Genomic DNA, 20252 nt, shown 5'->3' with positions numbered 1-20252 from the left:
CAGGTTCGAATAGATCACATATCCTTCGCTTGATAAATCTGAAATCCTTTGCTACATCTGAGGCGTAATCTCGGGCTAATAAATACTTGCGATATTAAATATTGTGCTGCATACTTGATACAATATTATGATAGTAAGAAATTGTTCTGCCGTTTTACTAAAACTAAAGCGTCTTTTTCGCACAAAAAAAAGTTTTAAAACATTTCTTATAATATCCTTTTGTCTGCTTTCCATTTTACCAGTTATACTTGTGCAAGTCATATCATATTACAACATAATATCCATTCTGCAGAAGAATATCGATGTTATTGAAAGTAACAATCTTGTGCAGACACAAAGAAATATTCAGACAAAACTCGGATTTTATGAAGATCTCTTATATAGAATATATACCGACGATGAGATAGTAAAATTAATTGACAACATCAATGCCGGAAATGAACTGGAAATAAACAACAGCCAGTTAAGGCATGTGCTACATGAATATATCTATACCATGCCCTATATCCAATCCATTACTATTCTGATGAGTAGTGGAAACATGGTTTTTGATGATGTTCTGACAGGTTACAATACAAAGACTTCTTGGCTGGATACCTCAGACGACAGGCCTGAAAAACTTTTCAGGCAGATAGCATCAAAAGATACTTTAAAGATAATGTCTTCTCATGTAGTCTCGTATTTTTCTTCAAAGAAATACTACCTTTTCCATATAGCACATAGAATAATCGATTACCGAAACATCTATAAAAAAAATGGAGTCGTAATTTTATCTATCGACGAAAAAATGCTTAGTGATATATGTGCTGAACAACAAACAGAAAAAAATGCTCATGATAAAAGTTGTACCGTTATACTTGGCGCGGATGGAACGGTTATATCCTATCCCGATAAATCAAAAATAGGAACCAAGCTGCCTTTACCAAAAGATCCGGAAGAAAAGAGAAGACTTATCGGTACCATGGTTTCTGGTAATGCCAATCATGGAGGAAACAATCTATCCATCTACGAGGTTGAAGATGAAAAAACGGGTTGGAATATCTTTCTTGTCAGAGATCGAAAGGCTCTGTATCAGGAAATTACGAATCAACAAAAGCTAACAATATTCGTCATTGTATTATCCGTGTGTGCGCTTTTGGCCATTATTCTACTGATTACAAGACGATTAACCCAATCCATAGATACGGTTGTCAGAGCCATGAATATGGCAGGAGAAGGAAAACTTTCTGTTCGGGTTGAGAAAGACCGTAGAATGCCCTTGGAAATGGAAAAGATTGCTGACAACTTTAACCTCATGGTCAGAAAAATAAATGAATTAATCGAAGATGTCCATGCTGCTTCAATAAAACAAAAAAATGCAGAAATCAGGGCTCTTGAAGCACAGGTAAATCCCCATTTTTTATACAATACTCTGGATACTATAAACTGGATGGCCATCGACAAAAACGAATTTGAAATTAGTAATGCAATAAATGCTCTCGCCAGGATATTACGTTATAGTATTGATAATAGTAATGGTGTTGTAAAAATCAGACGGGAGGTCGAATGGCTCAAGCAATACATTTTCTTGCAACAGACAAGGCTTAAAAACAGTTTTGAGTCTTGCCTGAAAATAGCGCCAGCTGTTCTTGATTGCCATATCCATAAATTACTGCTTCAGCCTTTTGTTGAGAATGCCATAATCCACGGATTTGAGAACTCAGAACAGAAACAAATTTTATTGATAGAAATCAGCAAACCGGAAGACGTAATTTCTATTCTTATAAAAGATAATGGCAGCGGTATTGAACAGGAACTACTGGAACAGATCAATGCAGGTAACTATGAGTTTTTAAACAAAAAGGGCCAACTTGGAATTTTTAATGCAATGGAACGTTTTCGGATGTATTACGGTGAGAGAGTGCATATCGACATTGAAAGTACTGAAGGAAGAGGGACCGCTGTTCACATAGAGTATACTGAAATCGAAGGATAGATTAATCATGAAGTTTGTTGTCGTAGAAAATGAGATCAGGATCCGAGAAGGTCTCATAAAATTAGTGCAAAAAATTAATCCGGACTATCAGATGCTTGGAGAAGCAAAAGATGGAATAGAGGGAGCCCGTATGATAACGGAAAAAAGACCTGATTTGGTTATCACCGATATCAGGATGCCGAAACTTGACGGGCTTGGAATGTTGAATAGGCTGAAAGAAAATCATATTCCTGTGCGAGCAATAGTATTAAGTGCCTATTCCGAATTTGCATATGCCCGCAAGGCTCTTCAGTTGGGAGTCAGCGAGTATCTTCTTAAACCGATTTCTGTCGGCGAGTTATCACGATCCCTTAAAAATATAGAAAGCCAGCTTGTATCTGATCAGGAACAGCTAGCTTTATTCTCAATGGAGAAAATATTACATTCTGTTATCTCGGGAGAAATGGAAGTTGATCAGAAGGCAAGAAGATTTCTTGCGGAAAATTACCAGGTTGATACAGAAGGTTATTTTGCTCTTGTCGATGTATATACTGGAAAAAGATCAGAAACTGACTACCAAAAGTTTGTTCGGATAATAAAGATGATTTTGCAAAATAAGATTGGTTTGTGTTATAAGCTCATTATGGAGCAGAAAAGATACAATATACTAATAGTTATTTACAACGTAAAAGATTGCAGACCCCTTTATGATTGGTTCAATACATTTTTTTCATCGGAAATGAGGAGGAATGGATTGAAAGATTTCGGAACAGTATGGTCTTCGTTTCAAGATTTAGATCAAATAAGGGAGGCTGCAAAAGAAAGCAGCGGGCTGCTTGAGTGGAGTCTTGTTCTTGGAGATAACAGAATGATTTCAAAGACGGAAATACATCGACTGCAGCTCAATCCTGTTTCCTATCCTGTTTTTATCGAGGGTAGGGTTCGCACCGCTCTCTGTACACTGGATAAAAATACGTTTGAATCTGGAATTAAGAATTTTATCGATTACTATAACGAAAGAAGATTCTTTTCTCCAAGAGAAATTAAAGAGTCATTTATCCGATTTATCTGGGCCGTGTTGAGTATTGCCCGCGAGGTTGTTTATGAAGATTATGCCGCTATTAACCAGCAGCAGCTACTGGAACAGATCTCTTTGGCAATTACATGGCGAGAACTTGAGCATGCAACACATATTCTATTGCACCTTTTACCGGGATCACTGGGAGAAAATCAGAACGAAAGTCTGCTTGTGATACGGGTGAAAAACATGATACATGAATTTTATTCTCAGGGAATTACCCTGGAAGAGATTGCGGCAAAAAGTAATGTTACCCCCGAATACCTCAGTACCCAGTTTCATCTTGAGACGGGAAGCAACTTTAGCACGTATCTGAAAGAATACAGGATACAGAAAGCAAAAGAGTTGCTCATAGGTACTAATTTAAAATTGTATTCTGTTAGTAAAAAAATTGGGTACAGAGATCCGAAATATTTTTGTCGGGTTTTTAAAGATACGACGGGATTGAATCCGTCGGAATACCGAAAGACAAACAGGTAAGAAAGACTTCACCTTAGGAATACCCACCTTATATTAAGAATTTATACGTTGTGTGCTGTTATTTATGCCCATACAATATCTAAATGTTTCTGAACTTTATTTATAATTTTCGGAGGAATTTATGAAAAAAGGAATTGCTGCTATTTTGATTCTTTTCGTTTCTGGTCTCCTCTTTGCAGGAGGTGCACAGGAAAAACAAGGAACACCGGAATCCGATTCTGCACCTGGAGAGAAAAAAACGGTTGTCATTTGGAATTACTGGGAAACGGTAAAACATCAGGAAACGCTGGCCAGAATATGTAAGGATTATAATAACTCTCAGGACCAGGTTGAGGTTGTTACCAAATACATCCCATTTGCCGATTTCAAAAAGCAGTTATCTATCGGGGTTGTTGCTTCGGAACTGCCCGACATGGTTATTATTGATAATCCTGATCATGCTTCCTATGCCGCAATGGGGATATTTGCCGATATCACCGATGAGTTGGCTTCATGGCCCGGTTTAAAAGAGTATTATGAAGGACCGCTTAATTCCTGCAAACTGGACGGACGCCTTTACGGTCTCCCCTTCGGCAGCAACTGTCTCTCGCTATTCTACAACGAGGATATGCTGAACGAAGCAGGCGTAGAACCCCCTACTACCTGGGAGGAACTGAAGGACGTTGCTTTGAAGACTACCAAGGGCACTGTGCATGGTTTTGGAATCAGCTCTCTCCAGAACGAGGAGGGGACATTCGGTTTTCTGTGCTGGCTATGGGGGACCGGGAATTCATCATTTGAGATAAACGATGCAAACGGAATTAAGGCGCTGAGCCTTGTTCGCGATCTCGCAAAAAGCGGGGCCATGCCCAAAGATGTAATAAACTGGACACAGGGCGACACCATGAACCAGTTCATTTCCGGCAATCTTGCCATGATGGTAAACGGCCCCTGGCAGGTACCCACCATGCGAGAACAAGCCCCTGATCTCAACTGGAATGTCGTTATGATGCCCGTAGGAGATGAACCGGCATCGGATTTGGGGGGTGAAAACTTTGCAATCATCAACGGCGATAGGGTGCCTGAAGCCATCGAATTTCTGAAATTCGTTGCTTCCCCTGAAGAGATGAAAACGTATATCAATGATTTCGGTTATATTGCTTCCAGAAAGGATGTTGCGGATACCCAGTTCTCCGACGATCCGATTATGAAGGTTTTCGTAAAGCAGATGGCGTATGCCTATCCAAGAGGACCACATCCACGGTGGCCGGAAATTTCTGATGCACTTTCTCTGGCCATGAATGAATGCATTACAGGAGTTTCGACCCCTGAGGCTGCAGCGGCGAAAGCTCAGCAGACGATCGACAGCATAGTAAAATAAATCTTAACACTTTTACAGACTTCTCATACGAGCTTCGGCTGTATGAGAAGTTTTATTCCCAGGACGGTTTACGTGATTCAGAAGATACGACGCTTTTTTAGATTCGGAAACACCGGATATCTGTTTGTTCTGCCTGCCTTGCTGTATATGCTTGCATTTGTAGGATATCCGATTATCAGTAACTTTATTCTGAGTGTTCAGGATGTTACCGTCACAACGATTAATGCTCCTACAAAGGACTTTGTAGGTTTTGAAAATTACAGGACACTTTTGGAAGACGAGGTGCTAATAACTTCCATTCGCAATACTTTCATATTCACCATTGCTTGTCTTATCTTCCAGTTTCTCATAGGTTTTGCTCTTGCTCTGTTTTTTAACAAGGACTTTCCATTTGCAAAACCTCTGAGGGGTCTGTTGATGATCCCATGGATGATTCCTATGACAGTTTCTGGATTGATGTTTAAATTCATGTTTTCTACGAATGTCGGGATCATCAACCAGCTATTACAGATGTCCAGAGTCATCGAGGAACCGATAGAATGGTTGATGCATCCCGGGTCAGCCATGTTCTCTTTAATCGCAACCAATACTTGGATAGGCATCCCCTTCAATATGATTCTTCTTTCAACCGGACTGACAACGATTCCTCCGGAACTGTATGAAGCTGCGGCAATCGACGGAGCAAACAAACGACAATCGTTTTTCAAAATAACCGTTCCCTTGCTGAAATCGGCCATAGAAGCGGTTCTGATTCTCGGTTTTATTTATACCTTCAAGGTTTTCGATCTTGTGTTTGTTATGACCAACGGAGGCCCTGTAAATTCGACTCATTTACTTTCAACGTATTCCTATAAGCTTTCATTCGGCTTATTCAAATACAGTCAGGGAGCGGCAACGGCAAATATTCTGTTCATAATACTTTTTTGTGTCAGCATTATCTATCTGAAATTTGTATACAACGATAAGGGAACCGCAGCATGAATGTAAAAGAAAAGAAAAATCTCACAATGTGCATAGCGGCCTTGCTGATAACCGTTGTTCTTCTGTTTCCTCTTTACTGGATGCTGGTCACCTCATTGAAGGGGGAGATAGAAATCTTTAAGGTACCACCTACTTTCTTTCCGAAAGTCCTGAACCTTGACTCGTATGCTGCCCAGCTGGAACATGGGGATTTTAACATGTTCGCTTCCTTTAAGAACAGTTTTATTATCTCTTTTTGTGCAATGTGTATATCATTGATTCTTGCCATTCCCGCTGCATACGGAATAGCAAGATTTCATTTTAAAGGTAAAAAGCTTGCCATTCTAACCTTTCTCATAACACAGATGCTCCCTGTTTCTGTCATACTTACCCCGATGTTTATTATCTTCCGGGACATGAACCTGTTGAATCATCAGCTCTCGGCAATCCTTGCGGACGCCACGATAGGAATCCCGTTTTCGGTTTTGATATTGAACGGATATTTCGCATCCATTCCCAAAGAGTTGGAAGATGCCGGACGCATAGATGGATGCAATCGGTTTAGCTCTTTTCTTCTTATCTTTGTGCCAATAGCAAAACCCGGAGTCATAGTATGCGCGGTTTTTTCATTTCTTTATGCATGGGGAGATCTTGCTTACGGAATGACATTTATTCAGGACCAGAGGTTGAGACCCATAACAGCCGGAATGTTCAATTTTCTGGGACAATACGGAACAAAATGGAGTTACCTTACCGCTTTTGCTGTTGTCACCATTATCCCTGTCACGTTAATTTTTATTTTCATGCAGAAATATATCATCAGCGGACTGACCAGCGGAGCAGTAAAGGAATAATTATTTTCATTACCAGGAGGAACCCCTTGATAAAACAGGAAAAAAACAGGCTGATACGAAGACAGGATAAGGAGCTGCTTTGCATTGAGCCATGGGGAAAAAACAGCCTTCGAGTAAGGGCCACCCAGTCATATGAAATATTGCCCGATGATGATTTTGCACTCCAGGATTCGCCTGAAGAAACGCTTCCGGTACGGATAGAGATATCCGGTAAAAGGGCAAGCATTCAAAACGGAAAGATTTCTTGTGATATCTACCCCTCGGGGAAGATGTGTTTTCTGAATCAGAAGGGAGAAATAATTCTTGAAGAATATGATCGAAACAGGTTCAAGGAAGAGGATGAAGGCTTTAACAGCGCCCTTGAGCTGGACCCTCGGGCCTTCGATGCACATACAGGCACGGATTATTATAAGCTGACGGTACGTTTCGAGGCTGTTGAAGGAGAGAAGATCTATGGGATGGGGCAGTACCAACAGCCGTTTCTCAACCATAAAGGCTGCCTCCTTGAACTATCTCACAGGAATTCCCAGGCCAGCATACCTTTTGCCCTGTCAAGTCGGGGGTACGGATTCCTCTGGAACAATCCGGCTATCGGACGTGTGACATTCGGCAGAAACATAACCGAATGGATTGCCGAATCCACAAGGCAAATGGATTACTGGATTACCGCAGGAGACAGTCCTGCGGAGATTCATGAGCAATATATGAATGTAACAGGCAAACCGCCTGTCATGCCCGAATACGGAACGGGTTTCTGGCAATGTAAGATGCGATATCAGACCCAGGAAGAACTTCTGAATGTCGCCAGGGAATACAAAAAACGAGGTTTGCCCATTTCCGTTATTGTTGCCGATTTTTTTCACTGGCCTCATCAAGGAGATTGGTGTTTTGATCCTGAGTACTGGCCGGATCCCGAAGGCATGGTCAAGGAACTCAAATCAATGGGAATCGAACTTATGGTTTCGATATGGCCTACGGTAGACAAAGAGAGCAGGAACTATAAAAGGATGGAGGAGGAAGGACTCCTAACCCGTTCGGAAAAGGGCAGCCGCATGACCCAGTTGTGGGATGCCTGTTTTGCCGATATGACAAACCCTGCAACAAGGTCCTTTGTGTGGTCCGAATTAAAGAAAAACTACTACGACAAAGGCATTCGTATTTTCTGGCTTGATGAAGCAGAGCCGGAATTTACGAAATACGAGTACAGCAACTACCGGTACTGGAGAGGCTCTGACCTCGAAATCGGTAATCTTTTTCCCAAAGAATATGCAAAGATGGCTTATGAAGGGATGAAGCTCGAAGGGCAAAAGAATATTATCAATCTGATACGCTGCGCATGGGCTGGCAGCCAGAAATTCGGCGCCCTCCTCTGGTCGGGGGATATTGATTCCAGCTTCAGAGCTCTTCGTGATCAGCTCGCGGCGGGACTCAATACGGGTCTGGCCGGCATTCCATGGTGGACAACGGATATCGGAGGCTTTCACGGAGGAAACATTGCCTCCGAGGAATTCAGGGAATGCTTTGTACGCTGGTTCCAATTCGGAACGTTTTGTCCGGTAATGCGGCTGCACGGGGATAGGGAACCGCATAAAGAGCCGTTGGGGACTTCAGGGGGAGGCCTGATGCCCAGCGGGGCGGATAATGAGGTATGGAGCTATGGTGAGGATGTGTATCAAATCTGTAAAAAGTATCTCCGTATACGGGAACATTTGCGCCCTTACCTGATGAGGCTTATGGAAAAGGCCCATGAAAAAGGTACGCCGGTCATGCGTCCCCTGTTCTATGATTTTCCTCAGGATGATAAAGCCTGGAATGTGGATGACGAATATATGCTGGGAGAGTCGTTGATAGTTTGCCCGGTACTTTATGAAGGCCGAAAAAGCAGAGCGGTATATCTTCCAGGTAAAAGCTCCTGGCGAGATCTTCATACGGGAGCGTTGTATGAAGGCGGAACCTCATTTTCATACGATACACCGCTGGATGTAATTCCCGTCTTTGCAAAAAAAGGAGAACTTCCGGAAATAATATAGGAAACTATTAACTTAGCTATACAGTAGGCCCTATGGCTACAACGGTGCCTACTCTACCTTAGCTGTTAAGAAACTTCTATCCTAATTTATCTGTGAATCGGACTTTCTCATGATGATCCTTATGTTCGCCCCTTTGATGAAGGGGCGAACCTTTTTATCAGAAGGGGCCGAGATTGATCCATTGGGCGATGCACAGCATCACGACGCTGAGCGTTGTCCAAAGACAGCACAGCGGAAACTGGAAGACCACCCAATCGGTCCAGTCGACACCCGCGACCGCCAGCGTCGCCATGTATGATGCATTCGTGGGATAGATGGTGTTCGACCAGCCGTCGCCAAACTGGAACGCCAGTATGGTGGCTTGCTTGCTGACACCCAAGATATCAGCCAAAGGCGAGAGCAGCGGAACCAGAACGGTTGCCTCACCGGAGCCGGAGGGAATCGGGAAATTGACAAGCATCGCCACGAAGAAAATTCCCAGGATGGCGAGGACCTCCGGAAATGCGGAGGCAAGTTTTGACAGTACGTAAACCAACATGTCCATTGTGTTGCTGTCCGCCATCAGAATGGTAATGGTGCGTGCACAGCACATTACCAGCGCACCCTGTAGAATTTCCCGTGCACCGTTCATAAACATTTCACACGTTTGTGTAAGTGTACGTCCGGAAATGGCGCCGGCTCCAACGCCCATCACTAAAAACAGGCCGGTCATTTCGGCAAGGTCCCAGCCCAGCCGGATTACGCCGACAATATTGAAGATAAAGCACAGCAGGGTAAAAAAACCGGCAAGCTTGACACGGTGCGGCAACCGTATGCCCGTCTCCACCTTCATGTCAGAGCGACGCCTTTCGTCATTGTGAAAGGTTCGGCTCATCGATGGATTGCGCTCTACCTTGCGGGCGTAGCGCATAATATACAAGGCGGCAACGGCATAGAAAACCGCAAAACAAATGGCGCGGTACCACATTCCTGAATAAAGTGGAAGCTCACAAATTTTTTGCGCAATAATGGTCGTGAAGGGATTGCCCATACCGGTGCTGTAGCCGACACAGTTGCCACAGATCACGATCGCACAGGCTGTCATGGTGTCCCACCCAAGGTTCAGCACCAGGGGCAGGATCATAGGCAAAAATACGATGCACAGTTCCGGCGCCCCCATGAAGGAGTCGAAAAGCGCTAAAACCAACACTAAAAGGGGAATGACAAGAAATTTTTGATTTTCAAATTTCTTCATCACAGCAGAGAGCACTGCGGGAATAATACCCAGCGCGTTGATGATGCCGAAGGCACCACCCACCACCAGTGTCATGAAAATCATGGACGCTGCGTTTTTGAACGCGCGGGTAAAGGCGGTGATAAACTGCATAGGTGTGATGGGGGTTTTGTCAAGATAATGGAAGCTGTTTGCGTCAACTAAGGTGCGGCCCGAAACCTCATCCACCACTCGTTCGTAAGTACCTGCCGGCACAAAGTACGTCAACAGTGCGACAATAAGCGCCACAATGGTAAGCAATACAAATACATGCGGCAACCGAAAGTTTTTCTTTTCGCCGATGTGCGGCCGGGAAATTTGAGTACTCACGAACATTCTCCTCCCATGGGTCTAATCAGTCTATGACGTCTCCGCCTTCAATATCAAAAACAACTTTCTTGTTATTCGCTGCATCGCGTTTGTTCATTCCGTGGAGAACGATACACAGGATGCAGGCAATCAGAAACTGTACGGCCATGGTGCCGAACACCATAAGGTATCCCTGTTTGCCGGGATAGGCGTCGAGGAACCAGCCGTACAACGCGGAAATATACAAATCCGGTGCGTTTCCCAGCTGAGATATCAGCCCCAAGGCAGCGCCGGAAAGCACAATGGGAATGCCGATTTCAGCGGTGGTGGAATAGTACGTGCCGCGCATTGCCAGAATAATGGCGGCGACTACCAGCATGATGAAGATGAACACACCGATGCCGCAGTCCAGCACGGAAAGGACGATCGTGGCGGCGCACATAATCGTACCAAGAGCAAACACATATTTTAGAAAATTGATACGGGAACCCATTTTATCGGCAATCATGCCGGCAATGGGTGCGCAGATAATGGCGAACAGATACGTACGCACGATCGAAATAGCCGATGTTGCAGTTTGAGACACTCCCAGTACCTTGACAAGATAGGGGCTGAAATAGCTCAGGCCGTTGTAGGAAGCATAGCCCATCCACACGATGCAACCGGCGATCCACACCTTTGGCAATGTACATACCTTCCCAAGACCCTTTAATGCTTTGATTGCATCCACGCGTCCTTCCACTTCGTTTTTTTCCATCATGAATAGTGCAATCAAACCAAAAATAATCAATGCAATCGCATAAACAAACATTGCACCGCGCATACCTAGCTTATCAGAACCCAGCTTGGCATAAACGGCCAGGGAAATAAAGGAAATAACGGTTCCTGTGATACCTCGGCCACCCTCAAGAATACCAAACAAACGCCCTTGTTCATTCTTGTTGCCCAGCAGACGAACACCTTTGAACATAGATTCCCAGAACAACAGCGTGGTAGATATGCCATAGATACCCTGAATAACCAAAATAACCTTCATTGGGGGGAGTGTGGCCTCTACAAGGCCAGCTATACCGGTGATAATAAGACCGGCGGAAACCAGATATTTTGCAGGGAAAAGGTCTACAAGCCATCCACCGGGTAAAAAACAGAAAACACATGTAGCGGCAAAGGCGGTCATCATCAGACCCATCTGCACGTTAGTGGCACCTGTGGCCGCCATCATCTGGGTATAATAGACATCACGAATATAAGCCAGTTTATAAATGGTGCCGCCGCCCATGAAAATGGCCATCAGTGTAAGCCACTGCTTGTAGGTTTTGTCCAGTCCAAGCAATTTTATGTTTTTCACAATGCAATCCTCCTCATGTGCATGTGGGTTTATGGTTCTGACACGGTCACGTGGACCAATGCTTCTGCAATTGCGGCCTCCGAAAGCTCCTGGCCAAGGCCCGGACGATCGGAAACAGAGAAATTACCGTTTTGAGGCTGATAATCATATTTGCCAAGCCGGGCGATGGACGACTGCGTGCTGCGAAAATGGTGTTCATAAATGGCGAAGTTGGTGGTGGCCGCCGTCAGCTGCAACGCCGCCGCTGTGGAGATGGGACCGCCTGCGCAGTGAATTTGCGCCTTCACATCAAAAGCTTCTGCCATGGTACATATCTTCTTGCACTCCGAAATGCCGCCGCAGTTGCAGGCATCGGGCTGCACCAGCTGGATGGAGTTATCCTCGAAATAATTCAGAAACTGCCATCGGCTGTACAGTCGCTCTCCCGCCGCCAAAGGTGTTTTCACACGCTCGCGCACCAGCTTCTGGAATTCGGGGCGCAGAGGGGTAGTAGGTTCTTCATAGGCATAGAAATTGTACTTGTCACACAGTTCGCCCAGCTTGATGGCGGAAGTGACATCCGTGCGCCCATGGTTCTCCATGATGATATCTACGTCGCCGCACGCCTCCCGAATGGCCGCGATGCGCTCCTCTACCATTTTGTAAAAATCGTTGGACAGGAAACCCTCGCACTGAGCGTTCGGAATGTCCTTTTTATCACGGTCATACATGGTAAAGTCCAGCTTCACTGCGTCGTAGCCATCATCCATGGCATACCTGCATATAGCTGCATACTCCTCGGCCGTGCCCCGGGGGCCTACGTCTTCGTTCCAGCCGAACTGCAACTGGCTGGCATAACAGCGGATGCTGTCGTTCACCTTGCCTCCGATCAGCTCATAAACCGGCACATGTAGGGCCTTGCCCTTGATGTCCATCAGGGCGATATCGATGGCGCTGATAGCGGCGAACACCACCGGTCCTCCTCCCTGACCCCAAAAGCTGATTTTAAACATACGCTGCCACACCTCGTCCACGCGCATGGGGTCCATGCCGATCACCAGGCGGGAGATGTCCTGCAGCATGCCCACTCCCGCGGGGGCCGCATAATCGAATGCAATGCCCGCTTCGCCGTCGCCGTAGATACCTTCATCTGTCCACACTCGGCAGCAGATGGGCCGTCGACTGGCCCTCTGTGCTCCTGCGTCCAGCATGTAGATATCCACGTTTGTGATTTTCATTCAGTGTTCTCCTTATTGGTTGCTTGTATACTTGACTATCAAGTATACATATAGCATAGGCCCCATTATTTTTGCTGTCAATCAATTTCTTCGCTTGTTAATAAATTTTCTTCAATAAGCGAAATCGAATGCCGGGCAGTTGTCACACACCGACCGCGAGGCGATTTTCACGCATTCTGATTGTAATTGCTTGGAAAGCCATGGTATGCTAAAAGTGATTTGGGTATGCCGTTGATTAAGTTGTCACTGAACACAGCGTCTCAACTGTGTGCATAGCAATAATATATGATGCCGTAAGTCTATATAGGAACGATATATACATGTCTGGATACAGAAGGATACGGGCATGCTTTTCTGATTGTCTATCGCTACATATGCAGCATCCCTGAGTATATTATGAAGTATGGACAGGACTTCGGGGCACGGGAAGGAAGAGGAGAACATACGTATGGCAAAAAGCGTGGACAAGGTACAGAGGGTGAGTGTTGCCGATCAGGTGTATGATATTCTGGTCAAAAAGATTACGGACGGTGAGTGGCGTATCGGAGAAAAAATCCCCTCGGAAATCGAACTTTCACATCAGCTTGGCGTGAGTAGAGTGACCCTGAAGATCGCGTTACAGAAACTGAACACGCTGGGCGTCACGGAAACACGTGTGGGAGAAGGTACCTTTGTGTGCGATTTCAACCTGAAGAATTATTTCTCTGAGCTGATGCGCAGCAACATTTTGAATGTGAGCAAAAACCAGATCAACGAATTTCGTATCCTTTTGGAATACTGCACCATGCGGTTGGTGGTTCTGAATCCGGCGCAGCCCAAAAAGCTATCACAGCTGGAAAAGGCCTTTCAGAAGATGACCCGCGCCATCGAGAAAGAGGACGACAAAAGCTACCACGATGCACATTTTCAGTTCCATCGTCTTATCTGTAGTATGTCCAACAATTTGCTGTTCATCCAGCTGTACGATGCCATGACCGAGACATTTTACCAGATCTATAAATCCAATTCTGAGAAAACCTGGAGCACCATGGGCCGCGAGGAGAGTATAACCCACCACCGCCATCTGCTTGATGCTCTGAAGGGCCGCAATCTGAGTCGTATCTCACAGCTGCAGGACGAGCTGTTGCTGGACGAGCACATCAGGACCTGAAGGCGTAGGTCCTTGATGAATGTTCCGACAGAATTACAAGATTGTATGTTCCAGGATATCACATGCTTTGCGGGGGGCTTCAACCGACCTCGCCGTAAGCTTCAATTTGAATACACGCTTTTTGTTTACCTCTGTTTGATTCCATAGTTAGGAAAAACAGAGGAGACGCTCTGGCACAAATGGCTAGACCTAAAAAAATCCCATAAAGAATAATTCTTTATGGGATAAGTAATTATTTCGGGCTGGGCGGATTTGAACCGCCGACCCCATGTCCCCCAGACATGTACGCTAAACCCCTGCGCTACAGCCCGATATAGCGCGACAAAAATACCACATGGCAGATTTTATGTCAAGGAGCGTCATTTTCCATCTCATTCTCTTTTTGCAATACCTATTTCTATATACAGCCGAGAAAAAGCGAGTGATTACCACCAATATTCGGAACAGTAAGAAAAAGTCGAAATCTGCCAGATATCTGATAGAATATATAATATATGCGAAAAGAGGTGAAATGTTGCAGTACAGAAACTTTCCATCAGGCGATGAGCGCTATCCGATTTTGGGATTCGGCTGTATGCGGTTTCCGACGCTCACCGAAGGTTCCGGAATCGATAGGCAACGGGCTGAAGAGATGCTTGATTATGCGCTTGAAAAGGGTGTCAACTATTTTGACACTGCCTGGCCCTACCACGACGGAGAAAGCGAACCCTTTCTGGGACGTTTTCTGGAAGAGCGAAAGGCTCGCAATCGGGTCAACATAGCTACGAAGCTGCCCAGCTGGCTTATCCGCAGAAAAGAAGATCCTATGTCTTTTTTTCTGCAACAGCTTGAGCGCCTCCGTACCGACCATGTTGATCATTATTTGCTTCATTCGTTGAATTCTCATACCTGGAATCACCTAATCAAAGTGGGGATCTTTGATTTTCTCGATGAGATTCAGGGGAGAGGTCACGCAAAGATGGTCGGATTTTCCTTTCACGATGAATATTCCCTTTTTCGGGAAATTCTTGAAAGCTATCCCTGGGATTTCTGTCAGATCCAATACAATTTCCTTGATACCGATTATCAAGCTGGACTGAGAGGATTGAAGCTTGCGGCTTCAAAGAAGATTGGGGTCGTTGTCAGTGAACCTCTGCGGGGAGGATGCATCACGCGGCAGGTTCCTCCGGAGATCATGGCGATCTGGAACGAAGGAGCTGCCTATTCTCCTGCGGAATGGGCTCTACGGTATGTCTGGGATGATAGTAGAATCCAGGTGGTTCTCAGCGGTATGCGGACGCTGGAAGAAGTGGAAGAAAATATCCGTATAGCCTCGGAAGTTCGTACCGGCTCCTTGGGGGAAGAGGATTTTGAGCGCTATATCCGAGTATCCAGATTTTACGAACAGCGGCAGAAGGCCCTTTGTTCCGGTTGTCGCTATTGTATGCCCTGTACACAGGGAGTTGCTATTCCCGAGGTTCTTCACTTCCTCAACGAAGCATGTATGTTTCGAAATCCGGAAGGCACCGCCGATTTATATCACAGAACCATCAGGGAAAAAAAGGGGGCCCAACTTTGCATATCCTGCAAGGTATGTGAGAGATCCTGTCCCCAGCATCTTCCGATAGCGGATCTCATGCAGGAGGCTGTGGAGGTCCTGGGGTGACTCCGTTTAGTGAGCGGATTATCGATGCCATCCGTTCGATACCCGTTGGCACCGTGGCCTCGTACTCGGGTGTTGCGCGTTGGGCCGGAGGACCTCCTGGGGCGGCTCGCCAGGTCGCCCGTCTTCTCCACTCTTCTTCATCCTCCAGGCACCTGCCCTGGTATCGGGTGGTCGGAGCCGATGGCACGATCAGGTTGCCGGAGGGGGGCGGGCGAGAAGAACAGGCGGCCTTGCTGGCCGGAGAAGGGGTGGAAGTCTCACGTTCCTGGCGTGTCGATTTCCTACAATTTGGTGTTGTTGCCCCGGTTCCCGGCCTTTGGCAGCAAGTATCCCAATAGACGATTTTCGTAGATTTCGATACTATCATCCTTCATGGATCTTAAGAACGGAATACGAAATTGGTCGACGGCTGATGCCGCCGAAATGTATGGAATCGACAATTGGGGCCACGGTTTCTTTGATCTCTCGGAAAAGGGAGAGGTGCGTGTTAAACTGCCCTGGGGCGGCGGTGAAAAGCGTGTCAGCCTGCTTGATATCATAGACGGCATTGAGGCTCGTGGGTATGGTTTGCCCGTCCTCCTTCGTTTTCCCGACATTCTTGGGGAGCGGATCCGTACCCTCAACGAATCATTTGCCAAAACCATGAAGCAGTACGAATATCGCGGTGCCTACCGCGGTGTTTTTCCCATCAAGGTGAATCAGCAGCAGCAGGTTATCGAAGAAGTTGTTCGTTTCGGCGGAGCGTATCATCACGGCCTTGAGGCTGGAAGTAAGCCGGAGCTTCTCATTGCTCTGGGGATGGTTCGGGACCCTGAAACCCCTATCATCTGTAATGGATATAAAGACGAAGAGTTTGTCGACCTTGCCCTTTACGGGGTGAAAATGGGTCTTCAGGTGATTCTTGTGATTGAACAGCCCGGGGAGATATCCACCATTATCAGGCGTTCGAAAAAACTTGGGATTGAACCGACCTTGGGGCTGCGGGTCAAGCTTTCCTCCACCGTCGGAGGCAAATGGGCTGAGTCGGCCGGTGATCATTCGGTGTTCGGCCTCACCGCGGGCCAGTTGGTCGACGCGATTGAGGAACTATCCCGGGCGGATATGCTTGGCACCCTGCGGCTGCTTCATTATCACCTCGGAAGTCAAATCCCCAATATTCGCGACATCAGAAGTGCGGTTCATGAAGCAAGCCGCTATTACACCGCTTTGGTACATGAGGGGGCTCCCATGGGCTACCTGGATATCGGCGGTGGATTAGGGGTCGATTACGACGGTTCTCGAACCACCTTTGTGAGTAGCAAAAACTACAGCCTTGATGAGTACTGTTCCGATGTTGTGGATGTCATTAAAATGGTCATGGATGAGGCCGGTGTCGAACATCCGACGGTCGTTACCGAATCGGGAAGGGCGACCGTTGCCTACTATTCGGTCCTGCTTTTCAATATTCTCGATGTCAATAGCCTCCACGACAAGGAATTGCCCGATGCCATTCCAGAAGAGGCTCCGGAGGCTTTGACGAACATGCTTGAGGCCTATAAGGGTATCAGCATCAAGAACCTTCAGGAGAGCTATCATGATATCATCTATTATCGTGATGAGTTGCGTAATCTCTTTATGGTAGGCAATGCGAGCCTGAGGGACAGAAGTGTCGGTGATTCGATTTTCTGGCTCGCCCTGGATCGGATCGTCCAGTTGAGCAGAAAGATGCGTTTTATCCCGGACGAGCTTCAGAAGGTGGAATCGATGCTGGCTGATATCTATTACGGCAATTTCAGTCTCTTTCAAAGCGTCCCGGATAATTGGGCCATTGACCAGCTTTTTCCCATTATGCCGATTCATCGACTCAATGAAGAACCTGATCGCCGGGGGGTACTTGCCGACATCACCTGCGACTGCGACGGAAAGATCGATCACTTCATTGATCTTTACGGTATGCAGGAGTATCTGCCGTTGCACAGCTTTTCTCCTGAATCCCGATATGTCATAGGAACCTTTCTCGTTGGGGCCTATCAGGAAACCCTTGGCGATCTCCATAACCTTTTTGGTGACACGAACATTGTGAGTGTGGCCTTGGACGAAGAGGGTGAAATTGCTTGTACCCGTGAGGTCGAAGGGGATTCGGTCTCGGATGTGCTGAGCTATGTAGAATATGATCCCAAACGACTGATCGAGGGGTTTCGTCATCTTGCCGAAAATGCGGTCCGCAAGAAGTCGATCACCCCTTACGACCGAAAAGAGATCATGAAGGCCTACATCGACGGCATGCAGGGCTATACGTATTACGAAGTATAAGCCCGCTTGAAGCTATCGGAGGAACATGCAATACTTTTAGAAAATGGTACAAGAGCTTGCTTCTTCCGAAAAGCGTGACGCCAGAAAATATCTGACCTGGTTTGAAGGTACAAACGCTGCTTCCTATATTCTCATCAGCGGACAGATGATTATTCTCCTTGCGCTCAGGCTGGGGGCTGACAACTTTTTCGTTGGTCTCATCAGTTCTTTTCAATATATTGCCTTCTTCTTTATGCTGATAGGTCGGGCGATGGTCGGGCACATTGGCCTAAGAAGAATGATGTGCAGGTTCTGGATACTTCGCAGCCTTTTGCTTGTTCCTGTTCTTTTTGTTCCCTTTTTTGCCGCTGCAGGACATAAAGAGATTGGTCTCCTTCTTATTGCCCTTGCGCTTTTAGGATTTCATATTTTTCGGGGCATTGCGATCATCGGATTCAATCCCATTCTGGGGATGGTGATGGAGCAGCGAACCATGGGTTCGTATCTGAGCCGTCTTCAGATTGTCAACCAGATCGCGACCCTTGTTTTTTCGCTGATTGTCGCCCTCAGCATAGGGAAGAGTGCTCCGTTATGGCGTTATGCCTTCTTCATCGGGCTTGGCATAGTACTTGGGCTTTTGGCCGGCGCTATCATTACCAAGTTTCCTGATCCTGTTCTAATAGGCGGGGGAAAGGACGATGGCTTTTGGGCCGGCATTCGAACGGCATTGAAGCGCAGTGATTTTCGTCGCTTCATTATTCACTTTTTTCTTCTGTCTCTTGTCACCGGCATGGCCGTTCCCTTCATCATCGTCTATGCAAAAGAGGTGTACCTGCGAAGTGATCAAACGGTGATGCTGCTTACCGTCGTGGGAGGATTCGGTGCCATCGCCATGGGGCTCCTTTCCCGACTTCTCCTGGATCGCATTGGAGCAAAACCGCTTTATATGCTCTATACCATGCTTTTTACCGTTTCGCTTATTCCATTGGTAATTGCTCCGGATCTCGACGGAGGAATGGTCTTTTTTCTCCTTGCCTTCGTTTTCTTTTTCTACTATGCAGGACAGCTCGGCGGTCAGGTTTCAAGTAAAAACTATTTTTACGCCATTACCGATAAAACCGAGCATCTGAACCTCGGTATTGTCTATCAGATGACGATGGGAGTAGGGAATGCTGTCGGCGCCCTAACAGGAGGAGCCCTTCTCGGCCGTTTATTGGCCCTCCCAATGTTTAGCCTGGTAGATGCTTACCGAATTTACTTCGGTACCTTGCTTTTTTTCTTTCTGGTAATGATGGCGACGGCTCTTTTTATCAAGGATGCGGGACGCTATACGGTGGGAAACGCTCTTTCCATTATTTTCAGTCCCCGCGACCTTCGGGCCGTCGTTCTGCTTGATAAGCTCGACCGATCGGAAGACGTCCAGCAGGAGATGAAGGTTCTGGACGATATTGCCGAGGTCGGAAGTCCCGTTGCCGTTGATGAATTGCTCGAAAAACTGAAAAGTCCCCGGTTCTATGTAAGGGCAAGGGCCCTTAGGGCTTTGGAAGCCGTGCCGATGAATCAGGACATTACCAAGGTGCTGATCCGGGAGGTAAAGAAGCGGACCTACACAACAGCACATATTGCGGCAAGAATCATCGGCAGAAAACGACTGAAAGCCGGAGAAGCTGTTCTTATCTCTGCTTTACGCTCCCCCGATTATCTGCTGAAGGCGAATGCCATGATAGCCCTGGCCAGAATCGGCGGAAGTGATAAGCGGTCTCTCATCGAGGGAACCCTTGAGCGTAGCCACAATCCGATGGTCATTATGCATGGTGCAGTCGCCCTTCAGCTGCTTGGCGACATAGCAGCGTTACCTGCCCTGGCGGGGCTTCTGAAGCGAAAAGATCCTCCTTCCTTTTTGCGGGACGAGATCATCCTTTCCATGGCCGCTCTTCTTTCCATGGAGCGCTGGTTTTACCCCCTCTACTCACTTTTCCAGTCGAAAAGAAGGGATGGTGTCGATGAGTTACTCGATCGCTTCAATTCGGGGCTTGGAAAAGAACAAAAGGATGAATTTGCCGATCTGCATCTGGCTTGCTCGCTTATCTTGAAACAGCCGGAGCGTTTTTCGGAAGCACTGATCCCGGTTTTCAAGAGGCTGCCTTTACCTCATGGGCTTGAATCCGAACTCTTGGTACAGCTTGCTTCCGATCCTGAGCTCTTGCGTTTTGAACGGCTTCGCTTTTTTCTTGCGGCGATGTCGGTCCGATTTCTGCTCGGCGGCGGAAGCGATCATAAAAAGCGCTCACGAAAACATGGCAAGCGACTCTATCGACGAAAGGATGATCCTATCGATCTGTGA

Annotated in this window: 14 protein-coding genes and 1 tRNA gene; 11 read left to right on the top strand and 4 right to left on the bottom strand. The window is 46.5% G+C overall.

Annotated features, from left to right (window positions below):
• Positions 1–325 precede the first annotated feature (325 nt).
• The 6 genes from SPIRS_RS16495 to SPIRS_RS16470 all read left to right on the top strand — a co-directional run bounded on the left by SPIRS_RS16495 (position 326) and on the right by SPIRS_RS16470 (position 8716).
• Complete coding sequence (locus SPIRS_RS16495) at positions 326–1975, top strand: sensor histidine kinase (RefSeq protein ID WP_171814777.1); 1650 nt, start codon at positions 326–328, stop codon at positions 1973–1975.
• A 7-nt stretch (positions 1976–1982) separates the two neighbouring features.
• Positions 1983–3512, top strand: a complete 1530-nt coding sequence (locus tag SPIRS_RS16490) for a response regulator transcription factor (protein ID WP_013255823.1) — start codon at positions 1983–1985, stop codon at positions 3510–3512.
• A gap of 121 nt (positions 3513–3633) precedes the next feature.
• Positions 3634–4872 carry an ABC transporter substrate-binding protein gene (locus SPIRS_RS16485; RefSeq protein WP_013255822.1) on the top strand — a complete coding sequence of 413 codons (1239 nt, stop codon included), beginning with the start codon at positions 3634–3636 and terminating at the stop codon, positions 4870–4872.
• A 72-nt stretch (positions 4873–4944) separates the two neighbouring features.
• On the top strand, positions 4945–5853 hold the full coding sequence (locus tag SPIRS_RS16480) for a carbohydrate ABC transporter permease (RefSeq protein ID WP_216086392.1): 909 nt from the start codon (positions 4945–4947) through the stop codon (positions 5851–5853).
• Complete coding sequence (locus SPIRS_RS16475) at positions 5850–6686, top strand: carbohydrate ABC transporter permease (protein WP_013255820.1); 837 nt, start codon at positions 5850–5852, stop codon at positions 6684–6686. The genes SPIRS_RS16480 and SPIRS_RS16475 overlap by 4 nt, the downstream gene beginning before the upstream one ends.
• Before the next feature lie 26 nt (positions 6687–6712).
• On the top strand, positions 6713–8716 hold the full coding sequence (locus SPIRS_RS16470) for a glycoside hydrolase family 31 protein (protein ID WP_013255819.1): 2004 nt from the start codon (positions 6713–6715) through the stop codon (positions 8714–8716).
• Positions 8717–8873: 157 nt separating this feature from the next.
• Here SPIRS_RS16470 and SPIRS_RS16465 read toward each other — a convergent pair whose 3' ends face one another.
• From SPIRS_RS16465 to SPIRS_RS16455, 3 genes are read right to left on the bottom strand one after another with little or no spacing between them, the layout of a single operon-like run.
• Positions 8874–10298, bottom strand: a complete 1425-nt coding sequence (locus tag SPIRS_RS16465; protein ID WP_013255818.1) for a YfcC family protein — start codon at positions 10296–10298, stop codon at positions 8874–8876.
• Between the two features lie 25 nt (positions 10299–10323).
• Positions 10324–11625, bottom strand: a complete 1302-nt coding sequence (locus SPIRS_RS16460; protein WP_013255817.1) for an MFS transporter — start codon at positions 11623–11625, stop codon at positions 10324–10326.
• 29 nt (positions 11626–11654) lie between these two features.
• The gene (locus tag SPIRS_RS16455; RefSeq protein ID WP_013255816.1) at positions 11655–12842 is read right to left on the bottom strand and encodes a mandelate racemase/muconate lactonizing enzyme family protein; all 1188 of its coding nucleotides are present in this window, start codon (positions 12840–12842) and stop codon (positions 11655–11657) included.
• A 448-nt stretch (positions 12843–13290) separates the two neighbouring features.
• On the opposite strand from SPIRS_RS16455, the gene SPIRS_RS16450 reads away from it, so the two are divergent.
• Entirely contained in the window at positions 13291–13992 is a 702-nt protein-coding gene (locus SPIRS_RS16450; protein WP_013255815.1) for a FadR/GntR family transcriptional regulator, read from the top strand.
• Between the two features lie 237 nt (positions 13993–14229).
• Here the strand turns inward: SPIRS_RS16450 and SPIRS_RS16445 are convergent.
• A tRNA-Pro gene (locus SPIRS_RS16445) sits at positions 14230–14303 on the bottom strand.
• A gap of 200 nt (positions 14304–14503) precedes the next feature.
• Between SPIRS_RS16445 and SPIRS_RS16440 the strand changes: the two genes are divergently transcribed.
• From SPIRS_RS16440 to SPIRS_RS16425, 4 genes are read left to right on the top strand one after another with little or no spacing between them, the layout of a single operon-like run.
• On the top strand, positions 14504–15637 hold the full coding sequence (locus tag SPIRS_RS16440; protein ID WP_041866382.1) for an aldo/keto reductase: 1134 nt from the start codon (positions 14504–14506) through the stop codon (positions 15635–15637).
• Positions 15634–15975, top strand: a complete 342-nt coding sequence (locus tag SPIRS_RS16435; protein ID WP_013255813.1) for an MGMT family protein — start codon at positions 15634–15636, stop codon at positions 15973–15975. Before SPIRS_RS16440 ends, SPIRS_RS16435 begins: the two co-directional genes overlap by 4 nt.
• A 34-nt stretch (positions 15976–16009) precedes the next feature.
• Positions 16010–17929: a biosynthetic arginine decarboxylase gene (gene speA / locus SPIRS_RS16430; protein ID WP_013255812.1), complete on the top strand. Its 1920-nt coding sequence runs from the start codon at positions 16010–16012 to the stop codon at positions 17927–17929.
• Between the two features lie 43 nt (positions 17930–17972).
• Positions 17973–20252, top strand: a complete 2280-nt coding sequence (locus SPIRS_RS16425) for an MFS transporter (protein WP_013255811.1) — start codon at positions 17973–17975, stop codon at positions 20250–20252.

This window comes from Sediminispirochaeta smaragdinae DSM 11293 (genome assembly GCF_000143985.1).
Classification (GTDB): Bacteria; Spirochaetota; Spirochaetia; order DSM-16054; family Sediminispirochaetaceae; genus Sediminispirochaeta; species Sediminispirochaeta smaragdinae.
The sequence above is the reverse complement of the archived record's forward strand: the minus strand, read 5'-3'. Positions and strand labels throughout refer to the sequence as shown.